Genomic DNA, 22,776 nt, shown 5'->3' with positions numbered 1-22,776 from the left:
ATCCAGGGCGCTTCAATGCGCGGTTGGTTAGGGCGGGCCTTGGCCCGGCCTGTTAATTGTTCAGGTAGAAAGGTCGTCCGTATGCAATGGCATTGCCACTGGCTGACGACGCGCCGACGGCGGAAACCCCTGCCAGGCCAAGTAGTGAGAACGAGATACTGAAGTTCTGTTCGTACTCAACCGGCTGGGTGTTGACGTTGCTGCGCGCCACCATGTACTGGTTGTAGCCCAGCGTGATCATCCAGCAGTCGGAGCGGTAATTGAGTGAGACCTGGCCTTCCACCATCTGGTTTTCTGTTACATCGTGGTAGTAATCCCCCCGTACACTCAGTCCGGCGTGAATCGGGAATCCGGTTGAGAAGCCAATCTGAGAAATACCTTCTTGGGTGTAATTATCTATCTGGTTGTTATCCGGCAGGCTCTGCTGGATGTATTCTTTTGACACGTAGCGGTAGTTCAGCTGGCTGAACAGGCCGCCTTCGCGGTATTCCAGTGCGGCGTTGGCAAACTGCATGTCTCTTTCACTGGCATCATATTGCAGGCCGCCGTGAAAGAAGAGCCAGTCATTAAAGTTGAAATCAGACTCAAACGCCGAGGCCGAATAATTCGGCTGAGATTCGCCTTCTTCCTGCAAATTCCGGCCGGAATCGTTGAGGTAGAAAATCTGGCCAAAGGCGAGGTTGAAGCGCTCTTTCAGATTATTGTCGAAAAAGCGGGTGGTGGCACCGACAGTAAACTGGTTGGCGGCGGCAATGCGGTCGACGCTGGAGTAACGGCGATCACGGAACAAACCGTAATAATCGGTTTGCAGGATAGTGGTGTCGTATGAGCCGTAAATGTCGCTCTGCTCCACATCCTTGATGTACAGGTACTGGAGTTGCGGTTCCAGACTCTGGACATAAGCATCACCGAACAGGTCAGTATCCCGCTCGAAATACAAGCCTGTCAGCATTCGCAGACTGGGCACAGTCCGGGACGCTGTTTCTTCCAGATCTTCCAGACCGGCGATTGTGGGATCGAACTCCTGATTGTAGTAGGTGTACATCAGCTTGGCTTCCGTGGTCATTGACCACCAGGGAGTCGCGAACGGCAGCGTCAGAGACGGCTCTAAATGGACACGATCGGCAGATGGTTTCGTCGAATCGTCATTTTCAAACCGGCTGATATGGCTCAGGAAGCCAAAGTCCAGATCATAGCCCAGTTCAGGCTCGTAGTAGTTGAAGGTCAGCTGCGGCATCAAACGGTAGTTGGATGACACACCCGGCGTCAGCGGCTGGAAGTTCCTGACCCGTAAAGTTGAGTTCCACTTTTCTTCCTGATAGGTCACTTCGCCGGTTTGCAGCAGGTTGTTGTCTTCCCGGCGGCCGATCTCTGAATCGACATCCGAGAAATAGGTCACGTCGCTGACCTTGCTGTAATCAATGTTGAACAGCCAGTTATCCTGATACCGGCCGCTGTGGGACCAGTTGTAGGCCCAGCGTGCATCGTCAGTATCGGAGGCTTCATCGCTGCCGAGATATTCCCCTTTCAGGCTGCCTTGTCCCAGATCAGTGAGATAACGGAACTGGCTGTTGAGCTGCAAGCCGCGGTTACTCATGTATTTCGGAGTAAAGGTCAGATCGTAGTTGGGGGCAATATTCCAGTAAAACGGGGTTTCCAGCTCAAAACCGTCACGAGAGCCGTAACTCACGGTTGGATAGAGAAAACCGGTCAGCCGTTCGTCACCAACAGGTACACGCAGGTAAGGCATGTAGAACACCGGCACTTCAAGTATTTCGAACCGGGCGTTATACAGGTCAGCAAACGGTGAATCAGCTTCACGTTCAATGCTGGTGGCAGTAAATTGCCAGCTTTTATCACCGGGCGGGCATGTGGTGTAAGTGCCGTTGCGCAGGCGATAGTAGGTCATGCCCTGCTTTTCAATTTTAGTGGCTTCACCCCGGCCGGCTTCACAGGTCAGGCTATAGACGGCGTTGTTGATTTCTGCATCGTCGGTATCCAGGTTGTTGTGCATGTTGTCAGCATAAACTTCAATGCTGCCATCGTGGAAATACACGTTGCCTTTGGCACTGACAGTATTATTTTGCTGGTTCATGGTGGCGACATCGGCCGCCACTGTCCGGTTGGATTGCCGAACCACCACATCGCCGGAGTAGGTCACACTGGCGTCGCTGTCCGCCTCTGCCTTATCGGCGGTGATTCTGATCGGGGCATTATTGGGATCACCGTCACTGGGATCCGGGGCCAGGCACATGCCTTTGACCAGAGCAAGCTCTTCCTCTGCCGTCGGGCTGGCTTCATTCTCAATGAGGGCATCATTGGCGAAAGCTGACGGGCCATATAAAGCTATGCTGATCATGGTCGCCAATAAGCTGCGAGAAGTGAATGACATTGAGATTTAATTTCCTGTGTTCATGATATAGCGCAAAGGTGTCCAGACCGGCCCTGCCGTCCCCGCAATAAAGGCTGCTATGATAAAGCAATTTCTGCTTATCGGCATCTCTATGGGGCTCTGTAATCATCGGACCGGATAAATTCATTATTGTTTTTTCTGCTATTATGCCGCGAGGTCTTTATCGGACGGCGCTGTGCTTTATGACAGCAAGTCACGCTGACAGACCTATCTCTTTTCGTAAGACTAGACGGCATTCGTGGGCACAATTTAGCAAATTACCAGAGAGTATAACATGCAGGTGTTGGGCAAGATTTTAGGGGCATTTTTTGGTTTCCTTCTTGGTGGACCTATCGGGTTGTTATTAGGCATCTTTTTGGGTCATAAGTTCGATCGGGCGCGTGCCGGTGTTTATCAGGGCGGCAGTTTTGGTCGTTTTAGCCAGGGTCAGGCAGATCAGCATGAACGTCAGGCGGCGTTTTTTCATGCGGCGTTTGCTGTGATGGGTCATATGGCCAAGGCGAAAGGCCGGGTGACCCAGGATGAAATCCGCGTCGCCAGCGCGATTATGGACCGAATGCAGCTGCATGGTGATGCCCGCCGGCTGGCTCAGGAAGCTTTTCGTGACGGCAAATCAGAAGATTTCCCCCTTCAGGAAGTGCTGGCCAGGGTGCGTCAGCAAGGGACGGGGCGGCTTGATTTGTTGCAGTTTTTTCTCGAATTGCAGATCCAGGCCGCGTTTGCCGACGGCAGCCTGCATCCGAAAGAACGTCAGTTACTGTTCGTGATTGGCCGTGCCCTGGGTTTTTCCGATCAGCAGCTGGAAAGGCGGCTGCATATGCAAGAAGCGGCGTTTCGCTTTCAGCAGGGCGGGGGCTTTTATCGCCAGCAGTCACAGCAACAGCAGGGCGGTTTTCGACAGGCACCAACCCGGGATCAGCTCAGTGATGCGTATGAACTGCTGGGCGTCGAACAACAGGCCAGTCCGAAAGATCTGAAACGGGCTTACCGCAAACTGATGAACGAGCACCATCCTGACAAACTGGCGGCCAAAGGTTTACCGCCAGAGATGATGGAGCTGGCAAAGCAGAAAGCCCAGGAACTGACGGCAGCTTACGAGCTGATAAAAAAAGAAAAAGGCTTTAAGTAAGTGGCCAGACCCTCAGACACAGTGCTGAGGGTGGCCGGCGACAAAGCCTTCCAGATTGTCGATCAGCTGATTGGCCAGCGCCTGAATGGCCGAGTCCGCTCCCCAGGCCACATGGGGTGTCAGCAGCAGGTTTGGCAACGCTGCGTTTGCCAGCAGCGGGTTAGATTCGTCGGCGGGCTCCTGGGTAAACACATCGCACCCGGCACCGCCCAGATGGCCGGATCGCAGTGCTTCAACCAGATCCTCTTCGTTAACCAGTCCGCCGCGGCCGGTATTGATCAGCAGGCTGCCGGGCTTCATTTGTGCCAGTTCCGGTGCCGCAATCAAATTGGTTGTTTCCTCACTGAGCGGACAGTGCAGCGTAATCGCATCGGCGGTTTGCAGCACCTGCTCAAAAGGCAGGTAACCGTCGCGGCATGATGCCGCGCCTTTGCGTTCAGCAAATACCACCTTCATGCCAAGGGCTGAGGCCAGTTTAGCGACCGCTTGCCCCAGACTGCCGCTGCCGATCACCCCCAGCGTGCTGCCGGCCACATCGCCAATCGGGTGGCTGAAAAAGCAAAATTGTTTCTTCTCCTGCCAGACGCCGGCCTGAATATCTCTGTGGTACGCGAACAGGTTGCGTTTGAGCGCAAACAGCATGGCAATGACGTGCTCTGGTACCGAGCCGGTGGCATAACCGCGAATGTTACTGACCACTATGCCGTGCTCGCGGCAGTAGTCCAGATCGACATTATTGGTGCCTGTGGCGGCAATGGCGATCATTTTCAGCTGCGGCAACTGGCGCAGCGTGTCAGCATTGAGCACCACTTTATTGGTGATGGCTATGGTGGCCTGTTGCAGCCGTTCAGCAACCTGCGCCGAAGAGGTGGTCGGGTATTCCTGCCAGTGGTGCGCAAAGGCCGGGCGGGGCAGGGTGATCTGATGGGGGATGGTATCGCGGTCGAGAAAAACTATCTGGTGCATCACTCTGGCTCCCTGCTGATGCTGTGGTTGATGGCACACAGTAAACACCAGCGAGGGGCAGGCTGCAAGTTGGGCAAACAAGTCTGCCGACTCAGAGGTCGGCAGCTAAGGCCGGTTGTACTTTACAGCGTCCGCTCGGGCGCGTCGGGATAGAATTCGCACGGTGCGAACACATGACGTGCTTCGTTGCTGTAGGGGTGGAAGAAGCTCAGTTCCGCCGCGTGCAGTTGCAGGCGGGGGGCCAGTGCTTTGGCCTGATCATGGGCATAGAAACCATCGCCCAGGATCGGGTGGCCCAGCGCCAGCATGTGGACGCGAAGCTGATGAGAGCGTCCTGTGACCGGGCGCAGTCGGACTAAGCTGCTCTGGCCGTCACTGGCAATCACCTCATAATGGGTCACTGAGGGTTTGCCGTGCTCAAAACAGACTTTCTGCATCGGGCGGTTGGGCCAGTCGCAAATCAGCGGCAGATCTATGGTGCCACTTAGCTGCTCTGGCGTGCCCCAGACCCGGGCGTAATAGACTTTTTCGGTCTGACGATCACGGAACTGGGCTTTGAGGTGCCGTTCGGCATCCTTGTTGAGCGACAGTATGATCAGGCCGGAAGTGGCCATGTCCAGACGATGCACAATCTGCGCTTTGGGATGCTCGGCCAGCACGCGGTTAAACACGCTGTCGGCATGAGCCGGATCGCGGCCGGGATTTGACAGCAAACCGGAAGGCTTGTTGACGGCTATGATATCGCGGTCGACATACAGAACATCCAGCCAGGGATCGGCAGGCGGGTTATAGTCCAGCGGTGGTAAGGGGTTCATGTTCGGGCTATCTCAGGTTGTACGCACAGGCAGCGGCGAAATGGTAACACAGGGCGGCAGGGAGTACCTACCGCCCGGATATTGCCGTATCAGTTATGGCTGACGGCGATGACACGCAGCGAATCGAGCTGAATCTGGGCTTTGCTGATGTAAGCGGTCAGATCCTGAATCTGGCTTTGCAGCAACTCCAGCTCATCGTCCCGGATGTTAGGGTTAACGGACTTCAGGGCCTGCAGACGGGCCAGCTCTGCCCCTAAGGTGTTTTCCATATCCTGTTGCGCGGCCTGGCGCACTTTGGCCAGCTCAGGTTCGATCAGCTGATCGCCAGCGGCAATCAGGGCATGGATGTCTCTCTGGACCGAATTCACCAGTTTGCTGCCCAGATGACGGTTGACCGGACTCAGCTGGCGGTTGAAGCCTTCGAACTCGACTTTATCCGACAGATTATTGCCTTTGGCATCCAGCAGGATACGGATAGGCGTGTGCGGCAGGAAGCGGCCGATGCCGGATTGTTTCGGTGCCTGGGCATCAACCACGTACACCAGCTCCAGCAACAGTGTGCCGGCGGGCAGTGCCTTGTTCTTGAGCAAAGACACCGCAGTGGTGCCGACACCTTCCGACAGCAGCAGATCAATCCCGCCCTGAATCATAGGGTGTTCCCAGCTGATAAAGTGCATGTCTTCACGCGACAGGGCGGTATCGCGGTCAAAGGTAATGGTGCAGCCATCCTGCGGCAAACCCGGGAAACTCGATACCAGCATGTGCTCAGACGGGGTGATAACCAGGGCATTTTCGCCTCTGTCATCCTGATTAAGGCCCACAGTGTCAAACAGCCCCAGCGCGAAGGTCACCAGATTGGTATCGCCGTCTTTGGCGGCAATCTGCTCGACCAGCTCACGGGCGGCATCGCCACCGTTGGAATGGATCTCCAGCAGACGGTCGCGACCCTGTTCCATTTTGCTCTTCAGCTCAGTGTGCATGCGAGCGCTGTCGGCAATCAGCGAGTCCAGCGCCTCAGCGCTATGGTTTTCACTGGCCAGCAGAGTGATCAACTGCGGCTGAATGGCTTCATACACAGCACGGCCTGTCGGGCAGGTTTCTTCAAAGGCATTGAGGCCCTCGTTATACCAGTGCGCCAGCAGCGCTTGCGAGGTGCCCTGCAGGTGCGGCACATGGATCTCGATATCCCTTTGCTGGCCGATGCGGTCCAGACGGCCGATACGTTGTTCCAGCAGATCCGGGTTGTTCGGCAGGTCGAACATTACCAGCTGGTTGGCAAACTGGAAATTGCGGCCTTCAGAGCCGATTTCCGAGCACAGCAGCACCTGCGCGCCGTCTTCTGTCTGAGCGAAGTAAGCAGCCGCTTTGTCGCGGTCGAGAATTGACATGCCTTCGTGGAACACAGTGGCCCGGATGCCTTCTTTTTCGCGCAGTGCCTGCTCCAGATTGAGCGCGGTTTGCGCGCGGGAGCAGATCACCAGCACTTTTTCATTGCGGTTGGCTTTGAGGAAATCCAGCAGCCAGCTCACCCGCGGGTCGAAGTTCCACCAGGTGGCCGATTCGCCTTCAAATTCCTGATAAATATCTTCCGGGTACAGCAGCTTGAGCACTTTTTCTTCTTCGCTGATTTTCCCCATCATCATGCCGGCGACACGCATGGCCGTGCTGTACTGAGACGGCATCGCCAGCGGGTACAGATTGAGGTGACGCTGAGGAAAACCCTGCACCGCTGCACGGGTGTTACGGAACAGCACGCGACCGGTACCGTGGCGGTCCATCAGGTTGTCGACCAGCTCCTGTCGCGCGGCATGCTGGGCGTGTTCGTCGCCCTGCGTGGTCAGTGTGTCCAGCAGCGGGGCAATGTCCTGCTCTGGCAGCAGATTGATCAGTGTCGCGCGGCTGTCGTCGTCCAGTTTTTTGCCGGCCAGCAGGTCTGACACGGCATCGGCGACCGGGGCGTACTGGCGCTCTTCATCGAGAAAGGCATCGTAGTCGTAGAAGCGATCCGGGTCGAGCAGGCGCAGGCGGGCGAAGTGGCTCTGATGGCCCAGCTGATCCGGCGTGGCCGTCAGCAGCAGGCAGCCCGGGGTTTTCTCGGCCAGGGCTTCCACCACCTGGTACTCACGGCTTGGCGCCTCTTCACTCCACACCAGGTGGTGGGCTTCATCGACTACCAGCAGATCCCAGTCGGCGTCCAGCGCCTGTTCGAAACGGCGGCGGCTCTTGCGCAGAAAATCCAGTGAGCACAGCACGTATTGCGCGGTATCAAACGGATTGGCCGCATCGGCAATGGCTTCGACACAGCGCTCTTCATCGAAGATAGAAAAATACAGGTTGAAGCGGCGCATCATCTCAACCAGCCACTGATGCTGCAGGGTTTCCGGCACCAGGATCAGAATACGCTCAGCGCGTCCCGCCAGCACCTGCTGGTGGATGATCATCCCGGCTTCAATGGTTTTACCCAGGCCCACTTCGTCGGCCAGCAGGACACGGGGGGCAAAACGGCGGCCCACTTCATGGGCGATGAACAGCTGGTGCGGGATCAGGCCGGCACGCATCCCGCACAAGCCGCGCAGCGGACTCTTGTGCTGCTGGTGCTGGTTTTTCAGGGCGCGGTAGCGCAGGGCGAAACGGTCCATGCGGTCAATCTGACCGGCGAACAGCTTGTCCTGCGGCTTGTTAAAACGAATCTGGTTGCTGAGGAAGATTTCGCGCAACGATACATTTTCTTCCCCGGTATCGGTACGGGTGCCGACATAGGTCAGCACCCCTTGTTGTTCTTCCACTTGCTCGACCCTGAGCGACCAGCCTTCCTGACTCTCAGTCACATCACCGGCGTTGAACATCACGCGGGTGACAGGGGCATCATGGCGGGCATACACGCGATTCTCTTCGCTGGCGGCAAACATAAGGGTGACAGTACGCGCATCCATGGCGACCACAGTTCCTAACCCTAAATCACTTTCCGTGTCACTGATCCAGCGTTGACCCAAAGCAAATGGCATAGTGGAAAAAACCTTCTAAATATTTGAAATCAAGGAGAATTGGATCCCGGCGACGATGAATAAATCAACTACACTGAAATTAAGTGTAAGCCACAAATGGCGCCGGCAAAAAAGGGGGCTAATGGTACTGCATGATGGGAGCCAGGTCACGGGCTAAGTGATGGACCCATCAAGTGAGAAAATTGTCACAATATTTTCATTTTTTGCGGTCATTAATGAAAAGCGGGTTTAGGCTTATTAATGATAGCCTTTGCCAATGGCTATTTCAGGTGAACAAGGAGACGTCTATGGACGATGCTGATAGGAAAGTCTTTGTACTTGATACCAACATCCTGTTACATGAACCCCTCGCCATCTACTCTTTCAAAGAGCACGACGTAGTGATTCCCATGACGGTCCTGGAAGAACTCGACCGGATCAAAGACAGCAAACGCGACGTTGCCCGCGATGCCCGTGTTGCTATCCGCGCCCTCGAAGATATCTTCCACGATGCCACGCCGGAACAAATCTCAGCCGGGATCCCCCTGACTGAGCAAGGTGATCACAAAGGCCGTATCGCGATTTTCGCCGATTACGAAATCCACGAAACTGTGCATGCCTTTGCCGACAAGGCCGGTGACAACCGTATTCTCAATGGGGTGCTCTACCTCCAGAATCATTATGCGCCGCGCAAGGTGGTGCTGATCACTAAAGACATCAATATGCGCCTGCGTGCCAAAGGCGCCGGGGTGTTTTACGTCGACGATTACCGGTCAGATCAGCTGATTGATGATGTCAGCCTGCTGACCAAAGGGTTCCACCGCTATCCGGCCAGTTTCTGGGAGCGTGTGGGTGAGTGCCATTCTGAAAAACGCGGCCGTTCGACCTTGCATACGCTGCCGCAAGAGCTGTTTGATTCGCCTTTCGTCAACCAGTACCTGATTGATGAAGATACCGATTTCGCTGCCCGGATTCAGAGTCTGGACGGGGAAATGGTCACCCTGAAAGATCTGGGGCATGAGCGCCTGATGCACCGCCAGGCATGGGGTATTCATCCGAAGAACATTTATCAGGGAATGGCGATGGACGCGCTGCTCGATCCTGATATCGATCTGGTGATCCTGACCGGCCCGGCCGGGTGTGGTAAAACGATCCTCGCGATGGCCGCCGCACTGGAGCTGGTGATAGAAAAAGGCATGTACGACAAGATCATTGTCACCCGCAATACCCCGGACATTGCTGAATCTATCGGTTTCCTGCCGGGCACGGAAGAAGAGAAAATGATGCCCTGGCTGGCGGCAGTGACAGACACCATGGAGGCCTTGCATAAGCACGATGTCTGCACTGACGGTTCGATGAAATATATTTTCGAAAAAGCCAATATCCAGTTCAAATCGATTAACTTTATGCGCGGCCGCTCTATCCAGAACGCTTTCGTGTTGCTGGATGAGTGTCAGAACCTGACCGCGTCGCAAATCAAGACCATCATCACCCGCTGTGGTGAGGGCACTAAGCTGGTCTGTTCCGGTAATCTGGCGCAGATCGATTCCACTTACCTGTCGCCTGTGACATCAGGCTTAACCTATATCGTTGAACGATTTAAGAATTTCGAGGGCAGCGCCAACATTTACCTCAATGGTGTGGTGCGCAGCCGTCTGGCGGAATTTGCTGAAGAAAATCTGTAATTCACTGGGCGGGATACGCTGAGCGGATCTTAAGCATTCATCGCCCGAGGTACTTCCTTAATCTTTCATCTTCCGGCTCCCCCAGCACTTGCTGGGTGGGGCCGCATACCCGGATTTCACCCTGCTCGACAAAGGCACAGTGATCGGCAATCTTTAGCGCATCGTCCGGACTGTGGGTGATCATCAGCACAGTGATCCCGGCTTCCTTGGCCAGACTGGCGATCAGATCCAGCATTTCCTGCCGCAGCGCCGGATCCAGTGCGGAAAACGGCTCATCGAGTAACAGCAGAGGGCGGTGTCTGACCAGGCAGCGTGCCACGGCCACCCGCTGTTTCTGGCCGCCGGACAGCTGCTCAGGCAGGCGATCCAGATAATGAGCGATGCCGACCCGCGCTGCCGCATCTTTGACCTGAGCCTGATCAGCGGTGCTGAGGCGCAGCCCGGGATGGATACCCAGAGCAATATTGTCAAACACGCTCAGATGCGGAAACAGGTTGTGATCCTGAAACAGGATCGACAGCGGCCGCTCGGCCGGATTCTGCCTGTCGATCACTTCACCATTGATCCTCAGTTCGCCGCTGTCCGGCTTGAGAAAACCGGCGATCATCGCCAGCAGGGTACTTTTGCCCGCCCCGCTGGGGCCGATCACCGCCAGAATATCTCCCTGCGCGACCGACAAATCAAAGCTGAGCTGCATAGACTCCTGATTATGGTGACGGTAGCAATGGCTCAGTTGAGATAAAGCGAGCATAGGTGAGGTCATAAGTTATCCGTTAGCAGTGCGGTCAGACGAGGGATGTCGGGACAATAACAGGCTTTCCACCACAGTGAAAATACCCAGGCTGAGCAAGAGCAGCAGCAGGGCGGCAACGGCGGCAGCATCCATCTGATAGCTGTCCATCAGCTGGAACAGGTACAGGGGCAGGGTCTGAAAATCCTGGCTGCCGAACAGAGCAATGGCACCCAGATCGCCCAGTGACAACACGAAGCTGATCGCCATCGCCTGGGCCATAGGTTTGCGCAGTGCCCGCCATTCCACCAGATACAGGCGCGACAGGCCGCGCATGCCCAAACTCTGGCACAGCGGGTTGTATTGCTGCGCGAGATGCAGCATTGGCTGGCTCAGGGTTTTGATGACATAAGGCAGTGCCATCAGGGCATTGACGGCCACTACCACCCAGAATGCCGAGGCAAAGACGTCGGTGAATTCGCGCAGCAGCAGAAACAGACCTGTGCTGATCACCAGCCCGGGTGTGACCAGAATAATGGTACCGATCAGCTCCAGCCCGTCGGCAGAGAGGCGGTAGCGCTGCAGCCGCCAGTAACGGCTGGCACAGAGTATGGCGATACCGCTGATCAGTGCCAGCAGGCAGGCCAGCAGCGCGATTTGCAATGAATGGCTGATCGCCTGCCACAGGGCGGGGGTGCTCAGCAGCTGTGGCAGCTGGTCATTGAGCCCGGCGCTCAGTACTGCCAGCATAGGCGGCAGTACCAGCAGCAGTACTAAGCCAATCCAGCATCCGTCCCATACCCTTGCTGTGCGACTGTCGAGATAATTCGGATGCCCCTGGCGAACCCGGCCGCTGAGCGTGGACAGCGGTCTGGCAAAGCGCTGGCCGAGCAGCACCAGCGAGCAACACAGCAGCATCTGCCATAATGCCAGCATGGCACCAGCGGCTAAATCAAAGTCGTATCTCAGCGCCTGATAGATGGCCAGCTCAATCGTGGTGGCTTTCGGGCCGCCGCCCAGCGACATAATCACCGCAAAGCTGGTAAAGCACAGCATGAACACCAGCCCGGCGATCTGAGGCAGTTGCTGACGCAGCCGCGGCCAGGCAACCAGCCGGAACAGTGGCCAGCCTTTCATGCCCAGGTGGGCTGCAAGCTGATGCTGTTCGGCCGGAATACTTTCCAGGCTTTGCAACAGCAACCGGCTCGCCAGCGGCAGGTTGAGAAAGACATGAGCGAGCAGAATGCCGTTCAGACCGTAGATGCTGAACGGCAGGGTCATGTCCAGCCTTGCCAGTGCTTGTGCCAGCAAACCGCTGTTGCCATAGATAGCCAGCAAACCAAACACCGCCACCAGTACCGGCAGCACCACCGTCATGGCAAACAACCTGAGTAATACAGTCCGGCCCGGAAAACGCCGCCGGGACAGGGCGTAAGCAACAGGGATTGCCGGAATCACACTGAGCAGAGTTGATAACAGGGCCTGTTTAAAGCTGAAGACCGTGACATGACGCAGGTAAGGATCCTGCCACAAGCTGAGCGGTTGCAGTTCGGTGGCCTGACTCAGCAGCGCGCTGAGCGCTCCGCCGACCACAAGCAGTATCAGCCCGGCGCTTAACAGGCCGGGCAGGCTGGAACGGGAGAGTAACAAGAGCTGTCCTATTGCACTACAGTTGCATTACTGGGTCAGGGCCGTCTGCCACTCGCGAATCCAGCTTTTACGCTCTTTCGCGACTTCATCGGCGGAAAATTCCAGCGACTTGGCAGGCAAGGTCAGGCTGCTGAACCCTTCAGGCAGCTCCTGGCCGGTGACCGGATACATCCAGTTGCCCGTTGGAATGTGTGACTGGAAGCCCGGCGTCAGGATGAAGTTAAGAAACTGCTCGGCCAGCTCACTGTTGCGGCTGTTTTTGAGCTTAGCGGCAACTTCCACCTGCATATAGTGGCCTTCGCTGAAGTTGGCGGCTTTGTACTTGTCTTCTTGTTCGGCAATCAGGTGGTAGGCCGGTGATGTGGTGTAAGAGAGCACCAGATCGGCTTCGCCGTTGAGGAACATGCTGTAAGCCTCTGACCAGCCTTTGGTCACAGTCACGGTTTTTTTCGCCAGTTGCTGCCAGGCAGTGGCGGCTTGGTCACCATAGACAGATTTCACCCACAGCATCAGACCCTGTCCCGGCGTTGAGGTACGGGGATCCTGGTAAATCATCGTCAGATCGTCGCGCTCAACCAGCGCTTTCAGGCTGTCTGGCGGGTTATTCAGTTTCTTGCTGTCATAAATGAAAGCGAAGTAACCGTAATCGAAAGGGACAAAGGTGTCATCTTGCCAGCCGCCCGGAATAGTGACCGCCGCGGTATCCACCTGGTGAGTGGTCAGCAGCCCGGTTTTTTTGGCTTCCGTCATCAGGTTGTTATCCAGCCCTAACAGCAGGTCGGCTTTGCTGCTTTTGCCTTCCAGACGGACACGGTTGAGGATGGATACACCATCATCCAGGGCGACAAACTGCAGATCGCAGCCGCACTCTTTCTCAAACGCGGTTTCGATGGCCGGACCCGGTCCCCAATCCGCGGTAAAAGAGCTGTAGGTGTAAACCGTCAAGGTCGGTTGAGCGGCGGCGGCAGACGTGGCGGCAGCCAGCAGGGGTAAGGTTAACAGTAAGTGTTTCACAAAGCGCTCCTGAGTTCCTGTAAGACAGGGAATTCCGATTTCTTCAAGGCGCGGGGTTGAGTGAGAGGGAAGGTTTCCGGAAAGGCACGAACCGGGGATAAAGGTGTGCTTTCTTGTCTCTCAGTTTTTCTCAATTCCTCCGCCAGCATGATCTGGTTCAGGTTCAATGGGTCCCGTACGCTGTACGATCTCAGCCCTAAGGCTCCCCATGAGAACGGCTCTCATTGTAAACGTGGCCGACACAGGTTGCCAGCCACAATTGCGGCTGGCTGTGATTCCTGAGCTGCAAGTTAAATTGTCAGGCGAGGCTATTTGATCTCATTGAGCCGCCAGTCGTAATCGTAACTGGGCGATACCAGCGTCACCGGCCGGTTGAGGTAAGTGTTCAGATGCTTTTGCAGCTCAGCCAGAGTACCGAAATCACTCTGATACCAGTCATAAATTGACGACAGACGGACACTCTGGCCGCGCACATCAACCCCTTTTTCGCTGTTGATAAAGCGCTTGGCAGCTTCATCCAGCTGCTCGTTCAGCTTATCGGCCTGCATGACCTCAGGGAGCAGATCCGGGCAGCCCAAGCTGGCACAGTTCACCACATAGTGAATACGCTCGTCCTGCCAGATAGGGCGCAGGATCCTGTGTTCAATATCATTGAGCGACAATTTTTGTCCGCGGATAGTGATCAGTTTTTCATCCCAGGGACCGAAGTTGAATATGCCGCCGAGTTTGGTGATCGAGCTGACCGGATAGTTGTCCAGAATCACTCTGACGGTCAGAGCGTTATACAGATTTACCCAGTAGGCAAATTGTTCATTGCGGTTGTAGCGGCGCGGATCCAGCGCGGTGAGTTCACTCAGATAGCGTGCCAGAGCCGCTTTATCCTGCTGGCTGACCGCGGCATAACGAAAGCGGGTCTGTTTGGGGGCGACCAGCAGATAGTCGTTGAGCAGGCCCTGCCAGAGAGTGTGGTCAATTTTTGCGGTATTGCTGGGGTTGCTGGCTTGCCACAAAGGCCAGAGATCGGCTTTGGGGGCGGCCAGTGCCGTTGAAGACAGGCTGAGCAATGTCATCAGGAGCAAGACGGTCAGGGTTTGGCGTAGCGGATACATGTGAACACCTCTGTAAAAAGATTGATATTCAACAGACCGAAGCAAGAGGGTGTTTCTTTCCGGTGCAGGCGCTTAACAAAACACCCTGCCGGAGCAGGGTGTCTGAGCCAGTCAGCAATGACAGTATAGATCAGGCCAGAAAGGCCGGGATCTTACTTTCATATTCAGCGATTTTATCTTCGTGCTGCAGGGTCAGGCCGATGTTGTCCAGACCGTTCAGCAGGCAGTGGCGGCGGAACTCGTCAATCTCGAAGCTGTAGGACTTGCCGTTGGCGCTGACCGTCATGCTTACCAGATCTACTGTCACTTCGGCGCCCTGGTTGGCGTCGACAAACTGGAAGATCTCATCAACTTCGGCATCTGTCAGGCGCACAGGTACCATCTGGTTGTTGATCGCGTTGCCATAGAAAATATCGGCAAAGCTCGGCGCAATGATGATGTTGATACCGTAATCAGCCAGCGCCCAGGGCGCGTGCTCGCGTGATGAACCACAGCCGAAGTTTTCACGGGCCAGCAGGATACTGGCACCCTGATAGCGCGGGTGGTTCAGAACGAACTCAGGATTAGGCTGTTCGCCGGCGTCATCAAGAAAGCGCCAGTCGTGAAACAGGTGCTTACCGAAACCGGTACGGTTTACTTTCTGCAAAAACTGCTTTGGAATGATGGCGTCAGTGTCGACGTTCGCGGCATCCAGCGGCACCACCAGTCCTGTGTGTTGTTTGATTCCTGCCATGGTTGTTCCCTCTTAAATTAGGCGGTGGCGACGGTGGCTTTGTCCAGCTCGCGGATGTCGACGAAGTGGCCGGCACAGGCAGCAGCGGCGGCCATCGCCGGGCTGACCAGATGGGTGCGGCCATCGCGGCCCTGACGGCCTTCAAAGTTACGGTTACTGGTCGAAGCGCAGCGCTCACCCGGACCTAAGCGATCGTTGTTCATCGCCAGACACATAGAGCAGCCAGGCAGGCGCCATTCAAAACCGGCTTCGATGAAGATCTTGTCCAGCCCTTCCTGCTCGGCCTGTGCTTTGACCTGCTCAGAACCGGGAACCACCAGCGCCTGCACATTGGGGGCCACTTTGCGGCCTTTGGCGACAGCGGCGGCCGCTCGCATATCTTCAATACGTGAGTTGGTGCAAGAACCGATGAAGACTTTATCAATCGGGAAATCCGCCAGTTTTTTACCCGCTTCCAGCCCCATGTAAGCCAGTGCTTTGGCGGCAGAAGAGCGCTCAACGGCATCGCTGAAGCTGTCTGGTGCCGGAATCGGCTCATCAATGGCAATTACCTGACCCGGGTTGGTGCCCCAGGTGACCTGTGGTTTGATGTCTTTGGCATCCAGGGTCACTACGTGGTCGAACTGTGCACCGGGATCGGATTTCATTGTCTGCCAGTATGCAACGGCAGCTTCAAAGTCGGCGCCGGTCGGGGCAAAGTTACGGCCCTGGATGTAATCAAAGGTGGTCTGATCCGGTGCGATCAGGCCCGCTTTGGCACCCAGCTCAATCGCCATGTTACAGACCGTCATCCGGCCTTCCATGCTGAGATCCGTGATAGCTTCGCCACAGAATTCCACTACATAGCCGGTACCGCCGGCGGCTGTGGTTTTGCCGATGATCGCCAGAATGATGTCTTTGGCTGTGATGCCAGGGGCCACTTTGCCTCTGACTTCAATTTTCATGGTTTTGGCGCGGGCTTGTTTCAGGGTCTGGGTGGCCAGAACGTGCTCAACCTCAGACGTACCGATACCGAAGGCCAGCGCGCCGAACGCCCCATGGGTGGCGGTGTGGGAATCGCCACACACGATAGTCATGCCCGGCAGGGTAATACCCAGCTCAGGCCCCATGACATGGACTATGCCCTGATATTTATGGTTCAGATCATACAGGGTGACGCCAAAATCTTTACAGTTCTTAGCCAGGGTTTCCATCTGGATACGGGCCATCTCACCCGATGCATTGATGTCTTTGGTCTGCGTTGAGACGTTGTGGTCCATAGTGGCGAAGGTCTTGCCGGTCTGGCGAACCTGACGGCCTTTTTCACGCAAACCGTCAAAGGCCTGCGGCGAAGTGACTTCGTGCACCAGGTGGCGGTCGATATACAGGATCGGGTTTTCACCTTCGGCGGCTACCACGACGTGGGCATCATAGACTTTTTCGTACAGCGTTTTGGCTGTGTGTGTTGTGTTTGACATTGCTCGTTTGCTCCTCGTCGTTCGGCTTACGCCTGGCGGATGTAGGCGGCGATTTTATCGCCCATGGCGTCGGTAGACAGGGCTGGGCGGCTGCCGGCCAGATCGGCGGTCAGCTCACCGGCTTCCAGTGCCTGGGAGACGGCTTGCTCAATGGCGCGTGCCGCTTCTTCTTGTTCCAGACTGTAGCGCAGCATCAGGGCCGCCGACAGGATTTGTGCCACCGGGTTGGCGATGTTTTTACCGGCGATATCCGGCGCTGAACCGCCTGCCGGCTCATACATGCCGAACTTGTCCTGGTTCAGGCTGGCCGAAGGCAGCATGCCCATAGAGCCGGTGATCATGGCGCATTCGTCGGAAATAATGTCACCGAAGATGTTGGAACACAGCATGACGTCAAACTGCGACGGATCTTTGATCAGCTGCATGGTGGCGTTGTCTATATACATGTGGCTAAGTTCGACATCCGGGTAATCTTTGGCGATCCCTTCCACCACTTCGCGCCACAGGATAGAGCTTTGCAGCACGTTGGCTTTGTCGATGGAGCAGACTTTCTTGCGGCGCAGACGGGCAGATTCAAAGGCGATACGGGCGATACGCTCGATTTCATAGCGATGATAGATCTCGGTATCATAGGCCTTTTCCATCGCGCCTTCCCCTTCGCGGCCTTTTGGCTGACCGAAGTAGATGCCGCCGGTCAGCTCACGCACCACTACTATGTCAAAACCACGCTCGGAGATGTCGGCACGCAATGGAGAAAAGGCTTCCAGACCATTGTGGATCTGCGCTGGTCGCAGGTTACAGAACAGCTGAAAGTGTTTACGCAGCGGCAACAGCGCACCGCGTTCCGGTTGTTCATTGGCGGGCAGGTGTTCCCATTTCGGGCCGCCCACCGAGCCGAACAGCACTGCATCGGCAGCTTCACAGCCTTTCAGAGTGTGGTCCGGTAACGGCGAGCCGTGATTGTCGATGGCAATACCACCCACATCATATTCTTCACGGTCCAGGGTGAAGCCAAAACGGGCTTCAATGGCGTCCAGCACTTTGTGTGCCTGACGCATGACTTCCGGACCAATCCCGTCGCCGGATAACACGGCAATTTTATAGCGTTGACCTGCCATGGTTATACTGTCTCCATTTTTGTTTTCTGTTTAATTTCTGCAATTTGCTCGGCGCGGTGAATGCTGTTGATCACATGCAGCAGAGCCTGTCCGGACGCTTCAACAATGTCGGTTGCCAGACCGGTACCGTGGTATTTACGGCCTTTGTAATTGGCAATGATATCCGCCTGACCCAGGCCGTCTTCCCCTTCGCCTTTGGCGGTCAGGTCAAACTTATCCAGGGCGATCTCATAGCCGGTTAAGCGGTAGATACACTGGTACAGCGCATCCACCGGACCATTACCGACTGCCGCTTCACATTTCTCTTCGTCACCGCACTGCAGCTTAATGCTGGTGGTGGCCATGACGCTGCCCGATTGCACGCTCAGGTAGTTCAGCTTGAAGTAATCGTCTTCCTCGCGCATGTTGGCGAAGTACATCAGGGCTTCCAGATCGTAATCGAACACCTGGCCTTTGCGGTCGGCCAGCTTCAGGAAGTCGGCGTACAGGGTGTCCAGGTTGTACTCGTTGTCGTTGTAACCCATGCTGTCCATGTGGCTCTTGACGGCCGCGCGGCCGGATCGGCTGGTCAGGTTCAGCGCCTGGTTCTTCAGGCCGATTGATTCCGGTGTCATGATCTCGTACGTGTTCTTGTTCTTCAGTACGCCGTCCTGGTGGATACCCGACGAGTGGCTGAAGGCATTGGCACCGACAATGGCTTTATTGGACTGAATCGGCATGTTGCACAGCTGGCTGACCATCTTGCTGGTGCGGGAAATTTCTTCGTGTTTGATATTGGTGCTGACACCCAGCAGCTCGGCGCGGGTTTTGATGATCATGGCGATCTCTTCCAGCGCACAGTTGCCGGCACGTTCGCCAATCCCGTTAATCGTTCCCTCCACCTGGCGGGCACCGGCCTGAATGGCGGCCATGGAGTTGGCGACCGACATGCCCAAATCATCGTGGCAGTGCACCGAAATGACTGCTTTGTCTATGTTTGGCACCCGGTTAAACAGCTGACTGATAATGCCGCCAAATTCGCTGGGCAGGGTGTAGCCTACGGTATCGGGGATGTTAACTGTGGTCGCACCGGCCTTGATGGCGGCTTCGACCATGCGGCACAGATTATCTATCGGGGTACGGCCGGCATCTTCGCAGGAAAACTCCACATCGTCCGTGTACTTGCGGGCACGGGTAACGGCAGCCACCGCCATGTCGATAACATCATCGTAGCTGCGGCGCAGTTTGTCCTGAACATGGATGGTGGAGGTGGAGATGAAAGTGTGGATTCGGAAGGCTTCGGCAACTTTTAACGATTCGGCAGCGACATCAATGTCGTTCGCCACGGCACGGGACAAGGCACAGACGCGGCTGTTCTTGATGTGCCTGGCGATGGTCTGCACCGACTCAAAATCGCCCGGCGAGGACACCGGGAAGCCAGCTTCAATGATATCTACACCCAGACGCTCCAGTGCGTAGGCAATCTGCAGCTTCTCTTTCACGGTTAAGCTCGCGGACAGGGCCTGTTCGCCGTCGCGCAAGGTGGTGTCGAATATAATGACCTGATCGTTCATGATTGCTTCCTTTTTAGTTGGCCTGCCTGTCTATGATGGCTGGGTCGCGTCCTGTACGCCGGGCCTTTATACGAAAAACCCGCGCTTGGGCGCGGGTTAATCTGAATTTTTAGCGGTGAATTTCACCCATCAGCTACCCACGCGACTGGTCACGAGAAGGAGTAGGCTGAGGAGAAGGGTGAATTGTGTTTGCATTGTTTTTTTGATCCGCTGTGTTGTTGACCAAAGGAATATCAAATTGTACAGACTAGCGTCAAGCGATAATTGTATCTTTATGCATTTTCGATAGGAGAGCGGAGGCGTCTGACTCCTTTTGGCGATAGCGCAACAGTGGCCGGCACCATCCGGTAGCGCAAAGACGGCGATTGTCATTATCCCTCCTCGAAATCGTCACCCGCATGTCATATCTGCTTCTTAATCTGGCTGCACAGGTTAAGAGGAGAATAGTGCTATGGCAGTGACTGTATTGGTACCTATCCAGCGCTTTGATTACGCCTTTTCCAGTTTATGTCTGTGTCACCGCTTTAATCAGCCGGTGGCGACACTGAGCCGGATGGTCTCCCGTTCTGGGGACGGGCCTTTATACTTACTGTTCGGCTTGCTGGCCTGGGTATTTGACCGGCAACAGGGCGGACAGGTATTAGGCTTGGGATTACTGGCATTTCTGTTGGAATTGCCTGTCTACCTGCTGTTGAAAAACACCTTCAAACGAGATCGTCCGGCGCAGCTACCCAGTTTTATTCAACCTTCTGACAAATACAGTCTGCCATCCGGACACACCGCCGCTGCTTTTCTGATGGCGTCGTTAATTTCTACCTTTTACCCGGCAGCAGCCTGGCTGGTCTGGCCCTGGGCGATACTGATCGGATTCTCCCGTGTGCTGCTGGGTGTGCATTTCATTACCGACATTGTGGCGGGCGCTTTGCTGGGCATGATGTGCTTTGATGTCGTCAAGGGGGCGATATGAAGATACTTTACGGCGTACAAGGAACCGGTAACGGCCATATTTCCCGGGCCAGGGAAATGGCCAGAGCCTTTTCCCAGCTTGGCGTGACCGTCGATTTCCATTTCTCCGGCCGCCAGGCTGAACACTATTTTGATATGGAGTGCTTCGGCGATTATCACACCTCCCGCGGGCTGACTTTTATCACAGAGCGCGGCAAGGTGAACCAATGGCAAACCTTCAGGCAGAATTCGTTGCTGGATTTCTGGCGGGAGGTTAAGGCCATGGATCTGTCCGGTTATGATCTGGTGCTCAATGATTTTGAGCCAGTGTCTGCCTGGGCCGCTCGCCGGCAAGGGATCCCCAGTCTGGGGCTCAGTCACCAGAGCGCGTTTTTGTATGATGTGCCGAAAGAGGGAGAAAGCTGGCTGGACAGAAAGCTGATCCGTTATTTTGCACCGACGGATCAACAACTGGGCCTGCACTGGTACCATTTCGGCGCTCCGATCCTGCCACCGATTGTGCCTCAGCAAACTGATTCCCCGGCGCAATCTGACGGGTCAGTGCTGGTATACCTGCCGTTTGAAGGGCTGGATAAGGTGCTGGAGATGCTGTCCCGTTTTTCAGCGGTGACCTTTTATTGTTATCACCCCGCTGTGCGCCAGAGCTATCAGCAAGACAATGTCCATGTCTGCGCGCTGAGCAGGACTGGCTTTCATCAGCGGTTAGCCGTATGTGACGGCGTCATTGCTAATGGAGGTTTTGAGCTGCCGTCAGAAGCTATCGCATTGGGCAAGAAATTGTTGCTCAAACCGCTGCAAGGCCAGTATGAGCAACTGAGCAATGTGGCAACGCTGGAGCTGATGGGGCTGGCGGTTGGTATGCATTCGCTGGATGCGGCCGCGATACGCAACTGGCTCGACAGCCATTCGCCGGGACAGGTTATCTGGCCGGATGTGGCGCTGGCCGTTGCCCGCTGGCTACAGGAAGAAAACCGTCCATCAGTGGAGGCGCTGTGTCAGTCACTCTGGGAACCTGTCAGCTTTCCGGAGCCTGTTCTTGAAACCGTGGCGGATTTCGGCTCAGAGGCCGGGATCTCCAGTAAGCGATCATTAATCACCGGGACTTATTGATCACCTCCTCTTCCTGACGTGGCTGGCACGTCAGGAGTCTGACTTCCTTCTAAGTGCTTGAAATTCATTTCTAGTCATATTGTTTTATATCTTTTTAGATATTTTTATAACGAATTTATCTGCTTGTTTTTGTTTGGACTATCGTTCAATATTGACCCATATCATACTGTTAGAACCAGGTTGGGAGCTCTCAGGGTATTGGTGTCATCATTCTTTTGAATAATACTGATTACCCCCAATTTTCTAATGGGTATGTGAGGGTGTTGTGCCCTGGTTAGCGGGAGCAAGACTCTCCGGATTATTCGCAGAAGAGGTCAGAAATGGCGCGTAGAGGTATGTCTTTCCAAGCAGCAGAAAATCTCTCCATGGGCTTGAGCCTGCGGAATGTAGATCTGAATTTGCTGACAGTATTCGATGCGGTGATGCAGGAGCAGAACATCACCCGAGCAGCACATAACCTGGGTATGTCTCAGCCAGCGGTGAGTAATGCCGTCGCGCGACTGAAAACGACCTTTGACGATGAGCTGTTCATTCGCCATGGAAGGGGAATCCAGCCTACCACCAGAGCCAAGCAATTATTTGGTCCCGTGCGTCAGGCGCTACAGCTTATTAAAAATGAACTGCCGTCTTCGACTTTCCTGCCGGAAACATCGAACCGCTTGTTCCGCCTGGCGGTGTGTAATCCGCTGGATATCCGTTTCGCCCCCCATATTCTGCGTCAGCTGGGCGATCTGGCCCCCAAGGCACAGGTGGCGCTGGAAGCGGGTATTGAAAGTGACATGGTGCAAAAACTGCGCTATCAGGAACTGGATTTCGTTATCGATTATCTTCGTTTCGATGATCAGGGCTTCACGTCTACTGAATTGTTTAAAGACGAGCTGGTGGTGGTCGCCGCCGGTAACCACCCGCGCATTCAGGGGACGCTGAGTGCCGGCGAGTTCGTAGCTGAAAAGCATGCTGTGCTTCAGCCAGTGCAGGGAGCGCGAGGGTTTGCAGAGGCCGTATACCATCAGGCGCCGGGCTGTCACGCCGCCTATCAGGGCGGTAGCCTGAGCAATATGATGTACGTGGTCGGCCAGTCCGATCTGATTGCCGTGATGCCAAAATGGCTGGCGCAATCCATGGCGGATACCTTGTCGCTCCAGCTGATGACACTGCCGTTTGAAGGTAAAACCATCAGCGGTTATCTGAGCTGGCATGACTCATCGCAAAAAGATAAGGGCCACCAGTGGCTGCGCGACCAGCTACTGGCTATCTGTGATCAAGTCACCTGCTAAATATCGCAACGTCTAATGTGTTGAATACGGCTATTTCTCTTCGGGGAAACAGCCGTTTCTTTTTTTC

General features: G+C 55.4%; 17 protein-coding genes and 1 riboswitch. Of the genes, 5 read left to right on the top strand and 12 right to left on the bottom strand.

Annotated elements, in window-relative coordinates:
* Window positions 1-52 precede the first annotated feature (52 nt).
* Window positions 53-2,392: an LPS assembly protein LptD gene (gene lptD, locus KCG43_RS04520; protein ID WP_192015419.1), complete on the bottom strand. Its 2,340-nt coding sequence runs from the start codon at window positions 2,390-2,392 to the stop codon at window positions 53-55.
* Window positions 2,393-2,687: 295 nt separating this feature from the next.
* Here lptD and djlA point away from each other — a divergent pair, with 295 nt between their 5' ends.
* On the top strand, window positions 2,688-3,542 hold the full coding sequence (gene djlA / locus KCG43_RS04515) for a co-chaperone DjlA (protein ID WP_192015420.1): 855 nt from the start codon (window positions 2,688-2,690) through the stop codon (window positions 3,540-3,542).
* A 12-nt stretch (window positions 3,543-3,554) separates the two neighbouring features.
* Here djlA and KCG43_RS04510 read toward each other — a convergent pair whose 3' ends face one another.
* From KCG43_RS04510 to rapA, 3 genes are all read right to left on the bottom strand, one after another.
* Complete coding sequence (locus KCG43_RS04510) at window positions 3,555-4,508, bottom strand: D-2-hydroxyacid dehydrogenase (RefSeq protein ID WP_218383610.1); 954 nt, start codon at window positions 4,506-4,508, stop codon at window positions 3,555-3,557.
* A 122-nt stretch (window positions 4,509-4,630) separates the two neighbouring features.
* The gene (rluA, locus tag KCG43_RS04505; protein ID WP_218383564.1) at window positions 4,631-5,323 is read right to left on the bottom strand and encodes a bifunctional tRNA pseudouridine(32) synthase/23S rRNA pseudouridine(746) synthase RluA; all 693 of its coding nucleotides are present in this window, start codon (window positions 5,321-5,323) and stop codon (window positions 4,631-4,633) included.
* Window positions 5,324-5,412: 89 nt separating this feature from the next.
* Complete coding sequence (gene rapA / locus KCG43_RS04500; RefSeq protein ID WP_218383560.1) at window positions 5,413-8,328, bottom strand: RNA polymerase-associated protein RapA; 2,916 nt, start codon at window positions 8,326-8,328, stop codon at window positions 5,413-5,415.
* Between the two features lie 287 nt (window positions 8,329-8,615).
* On the opposite strand from rapA, the gene KCG43_RS04495 reads away from it, so the two are divergent.
* A complete protein-coding gene (locus KCG43_RS04495) occupies window positions 8,616-9,992 on the top strand; it encodes a PhoH family protein (RefSeq protein WP_192015423.1) in 1,377 nt (458 codons plus the stop codon).
* Window positions 9,993-10,029: 37 nt separating this feature from the next.
* Here KCG43_RS04495 and thiQ read toward each other — a convergent pair whose 3' ends face one another.
* The 8 genes from thiQ to leuA form a co-directional block, all read right to left on the bottom strand.
* Complete coding sequence (gene thiQ, locus KCG43_RS04490; protein WP_255557857.1) at window positions 10,030-10,755, bottom strand: thiamine ABC transporter ATP-binding protein; 726 nt, start codon at window positions 10,753-10,755, stop codon at window positions 10,030-10,032.
* 3 nt (window positions 10,756-10,758) lie between these two features.
* Window positions 10,759-12,372, bottom strand: coding sequence for a thiamine/thiamine pyrophosphate ABC transporter permease ThiP (thiP, locus tag KCG43_RS04485; protein ID WP_218383559.1), 1,614 nt, complete (start codon window positions 12,370-12,372; stop codon window positions 10,759-10,761).
* A gap of 27 nt (window positions 12,373-12,399) precedes the next feature.
* Window positions 12,400-13,386: a thiamine ABC transporter substrate binding subunit gene (gene thiB / locus KCG43_RS04480; protein ID WP_192015425.1), complete on the bottom strand. Its 987-nt coding sequence runs from the start codon at window positions 13,384-13,386 to the stop codon at window positions 12,400-12,402.
* A 116-nt stretch (window positions 13,387-13,502) separates the two neighbouring features.
* Window positions 13,503-13,605, bottom strand: a riboswitch (TPP riboswitch).
* Window positions 13,606-13,694: 89 nt separating this feature from the next.
* Complete coding sequence (locus tag KCG43_RS04475) at window positions 13,695-14,474, bottom strand: DUF547 domain-containing protein (RefSeq protein ID WP_370630666.1); 780 nt, start codon at window positions 14,472-14,474, stop codon at window positions 13,695-13,697.
* A 151-nt stretch (window positions 14,475-14,625) separates the two neighbouring features.
* On the bottom strand, window positions 14,626-15,228 hold the full coding sequence (gene leuD, locus KCG43_RS04470) for a 3-isopropylmalate dehydratase small subunit (protein ID WP_192015426.1): 603 nt from the start codon (window positions 15,226-15,228) through the stop codon (window positions 14,626-14,628).
* 17 nt (window positions 15,229-15,245) lie between these two features.
* Window positions 15,246-16,685 carry a 3-isopropylmalate dehydratase large subunit gene (gene leuC / locus KCG43_RS04465; protein ID WP_218383558.1) on the bottom strand — a complete coding sequence of 480 codons (1,440 nt, stop codon included), beginning with the start codon at window positions 16,683-16,685 and terminating at the stop codon, window positions 15,246-15,248.
* 26 nt (window positions 16,686-16,711) lie between these two features.
* Window positions 16,712-17,803 (bottom strand): 3-isopropylmalate dehydrogenase, encoded by a 1,092-nt coding sequence (leuB, locus tag KCG43_RS04460; protein ID WP_027251791.1) that lies wholly within the window; start codon window positions 17,801-17,803, stop codon window positions 16,712-16,714.
* A gap of 2 nt (window positions 17,804-17,805) precedes the next feature.
* Window positions 17,806-19,356, bottom strand: a complete 1,551-nt coding sequence (gene leuA, locus KCG43_RS04455) for a 2-isopropylmalate synthase (protein WP_218383556.1) — start codon at window positions 19,354-19,356, stop codon at window positions 17,806-17,808.
* A 451-nt stretch (window positions 19,357-19,807) separates the two neighbouring features.
* Between leuA and KCG43_RS04450 the strand changes: the two genes are divergently transcribed.
* The 3 genes from KCG43_RS04450 (at window position 19,808) to leuO (ending at window position 22,709) form a co-directional block, all read left to right on the top strand.
* A complete protein-coding gene (locus tag KCG43_RS04450; RefSeq protein WP_192015429.1) occupies window positions 19,808-20,323 on the top strand; it encodes a phosphatase PAP2 family protein in 516 nt (171 codons plus the stop codon).
* Complete coding sequence (locus tag KCG43_RS04445) at window positions 20,320-21,432, top strand: MJ1255/VC2487 family glycosyltransferase (RefSeq protein ID WP_218383554.1); 1,113 nt, start codon at window positions 20,320-20,322, stop codon at window positions 21,430-21,432. Before KCG43_RS04450 ends, KCG43_RS04445 begins: the two co-directional genes overlap by 4 nt.
* Window positions 21,433-21,752: 320 nt before the next feature.
* The gene (gene leuO / locus KCG43_RS04440) at window positions 21,753-22,709 is read left to right on the top strand and encodes a transcriptional regulator LeuO (protein ID WP_192015431.1); all 957 of its coding nucleotides are present in this window, start codon (window positions 21,753-21,755) and stop codon (window positions 22,707-22,709) included.
* Window positions 22,710-22,776 lie beyond the last annotated feature (67 nt).

Source organism: Photobacterium sp. WH24, from assembly GCF_019204055.1.
Classification (GTDB): Bacteria; Pseudomonadota; Gammaproteobacteria; order Enterobacterales; family Vibrionaceae; genus Photobacterium; species Photobacterium arenosum.
The sequence above is the reverse complement of the archived record's forward strand: the minus strand, read 5'-3'. Positions and strand labels throughout refer to the sequence as shown.

What these genes read in the sequence shown, in the direction of transcription:
- thiQ (WP_255557857.1), bottom strand. Translation starts at nt 10,755, where the DNA reads ATGACCTCACCTATGCTCGCTTTATCTCAACTGAGCCATTGCTACCGT.
- leuD (WP_192015426.1), bottom strand. Translation starts at nt 15,228, where the DNA reads ATGGCAGGAATCAAACAACACACAGGACTGGTGGTGCCGCTGGATGCC.
- rluA (WP_218383564.1), bottom strand. Translation starts at nt 5,323, where the DNA reads ATGAACCCCTTACCACCGCTGGACTATAACCCGCCTGCCGATCCCTGG.
- djlA (WP_192015420.1), top strand. Translation starts at nt 2,688, where the DNA reads ATGCAGGTGTTGGGCAAGATTTTAGGGGCATTTTTTGGTTTCCTTCTT.
- KCG43_RS04495 (WP_192015423.1), top strand. Translation starts at nt 8,616, where the DNA reads ATGGACGATGCTGATAGGAAAGTCTTTGTACTTGATACCAACATCCTG.
- KCG43_RS04510 (WP_218383610.1), bottom strand. Translation starts at nt 4,508, where the DNA reads ATGCACCAGATAGTTTTTCTCGACCGCGATACCATCCCCCATCAGATC.
- leuA (WP_218383556.1), bottom strand. Translation starts at nt 19,356, where the DNA reads ATGAACGATCAGGTCATTATATTCGACACCACCTTGCGCGACGGCGAA.
- leuC (WP_218383558.1), bottom strand. Translation starts at nt 16,685, where the DNA reads ATGTCAAACACAACACACACAGCCAAAACGCTGTACGAAAAAGTCTAT.
- KCG43_RS04445 (WP_218383554.1), top strand. Translation starts at nt 20,320, where the DNA reads ATGAAGATACTTTACGGCGTACAAGGAACCGGTAACGGCCATATTTCC.
- KCG43_RS04450 (WP_192015429.1), top strand. Translation starts at nt 19,808, where the DNA reads ATGGCAGTGACTGTATTGGTACCTATCCAGCGCTTTGATTACGCCTTT.
- leuB (WP_027251791.1), bottom strand. Translation starts at nt 17,803, where the DNA reads ATGGCAGGTCAACGCTATAAAATTGCCGTGTTATCCGGCGACGGGATT.
- rapA (WP_218383560.1), bottom strand. Translation starts at nt 8,328, where the DNA reads ATGCCATTTGCTTTGGGTCAACGCTGGATCAGTGACACGGAAAGTGAT.
- lptD (WP_192015419.1), bottom strand. Translation starts at nt 2,392, where the DNA reads ATGTCATTCACTTCTCGCAGCTTATTGGCGACCATGATCAGCATAGCT.
- leuO (WP_192015431.1), top strand. Translation starts at nt 21,753, where the DNA reads ATGGCGCGTAGAGGTATGTCTTTCCAAGCAGCAGAAAATCTCTCCATG.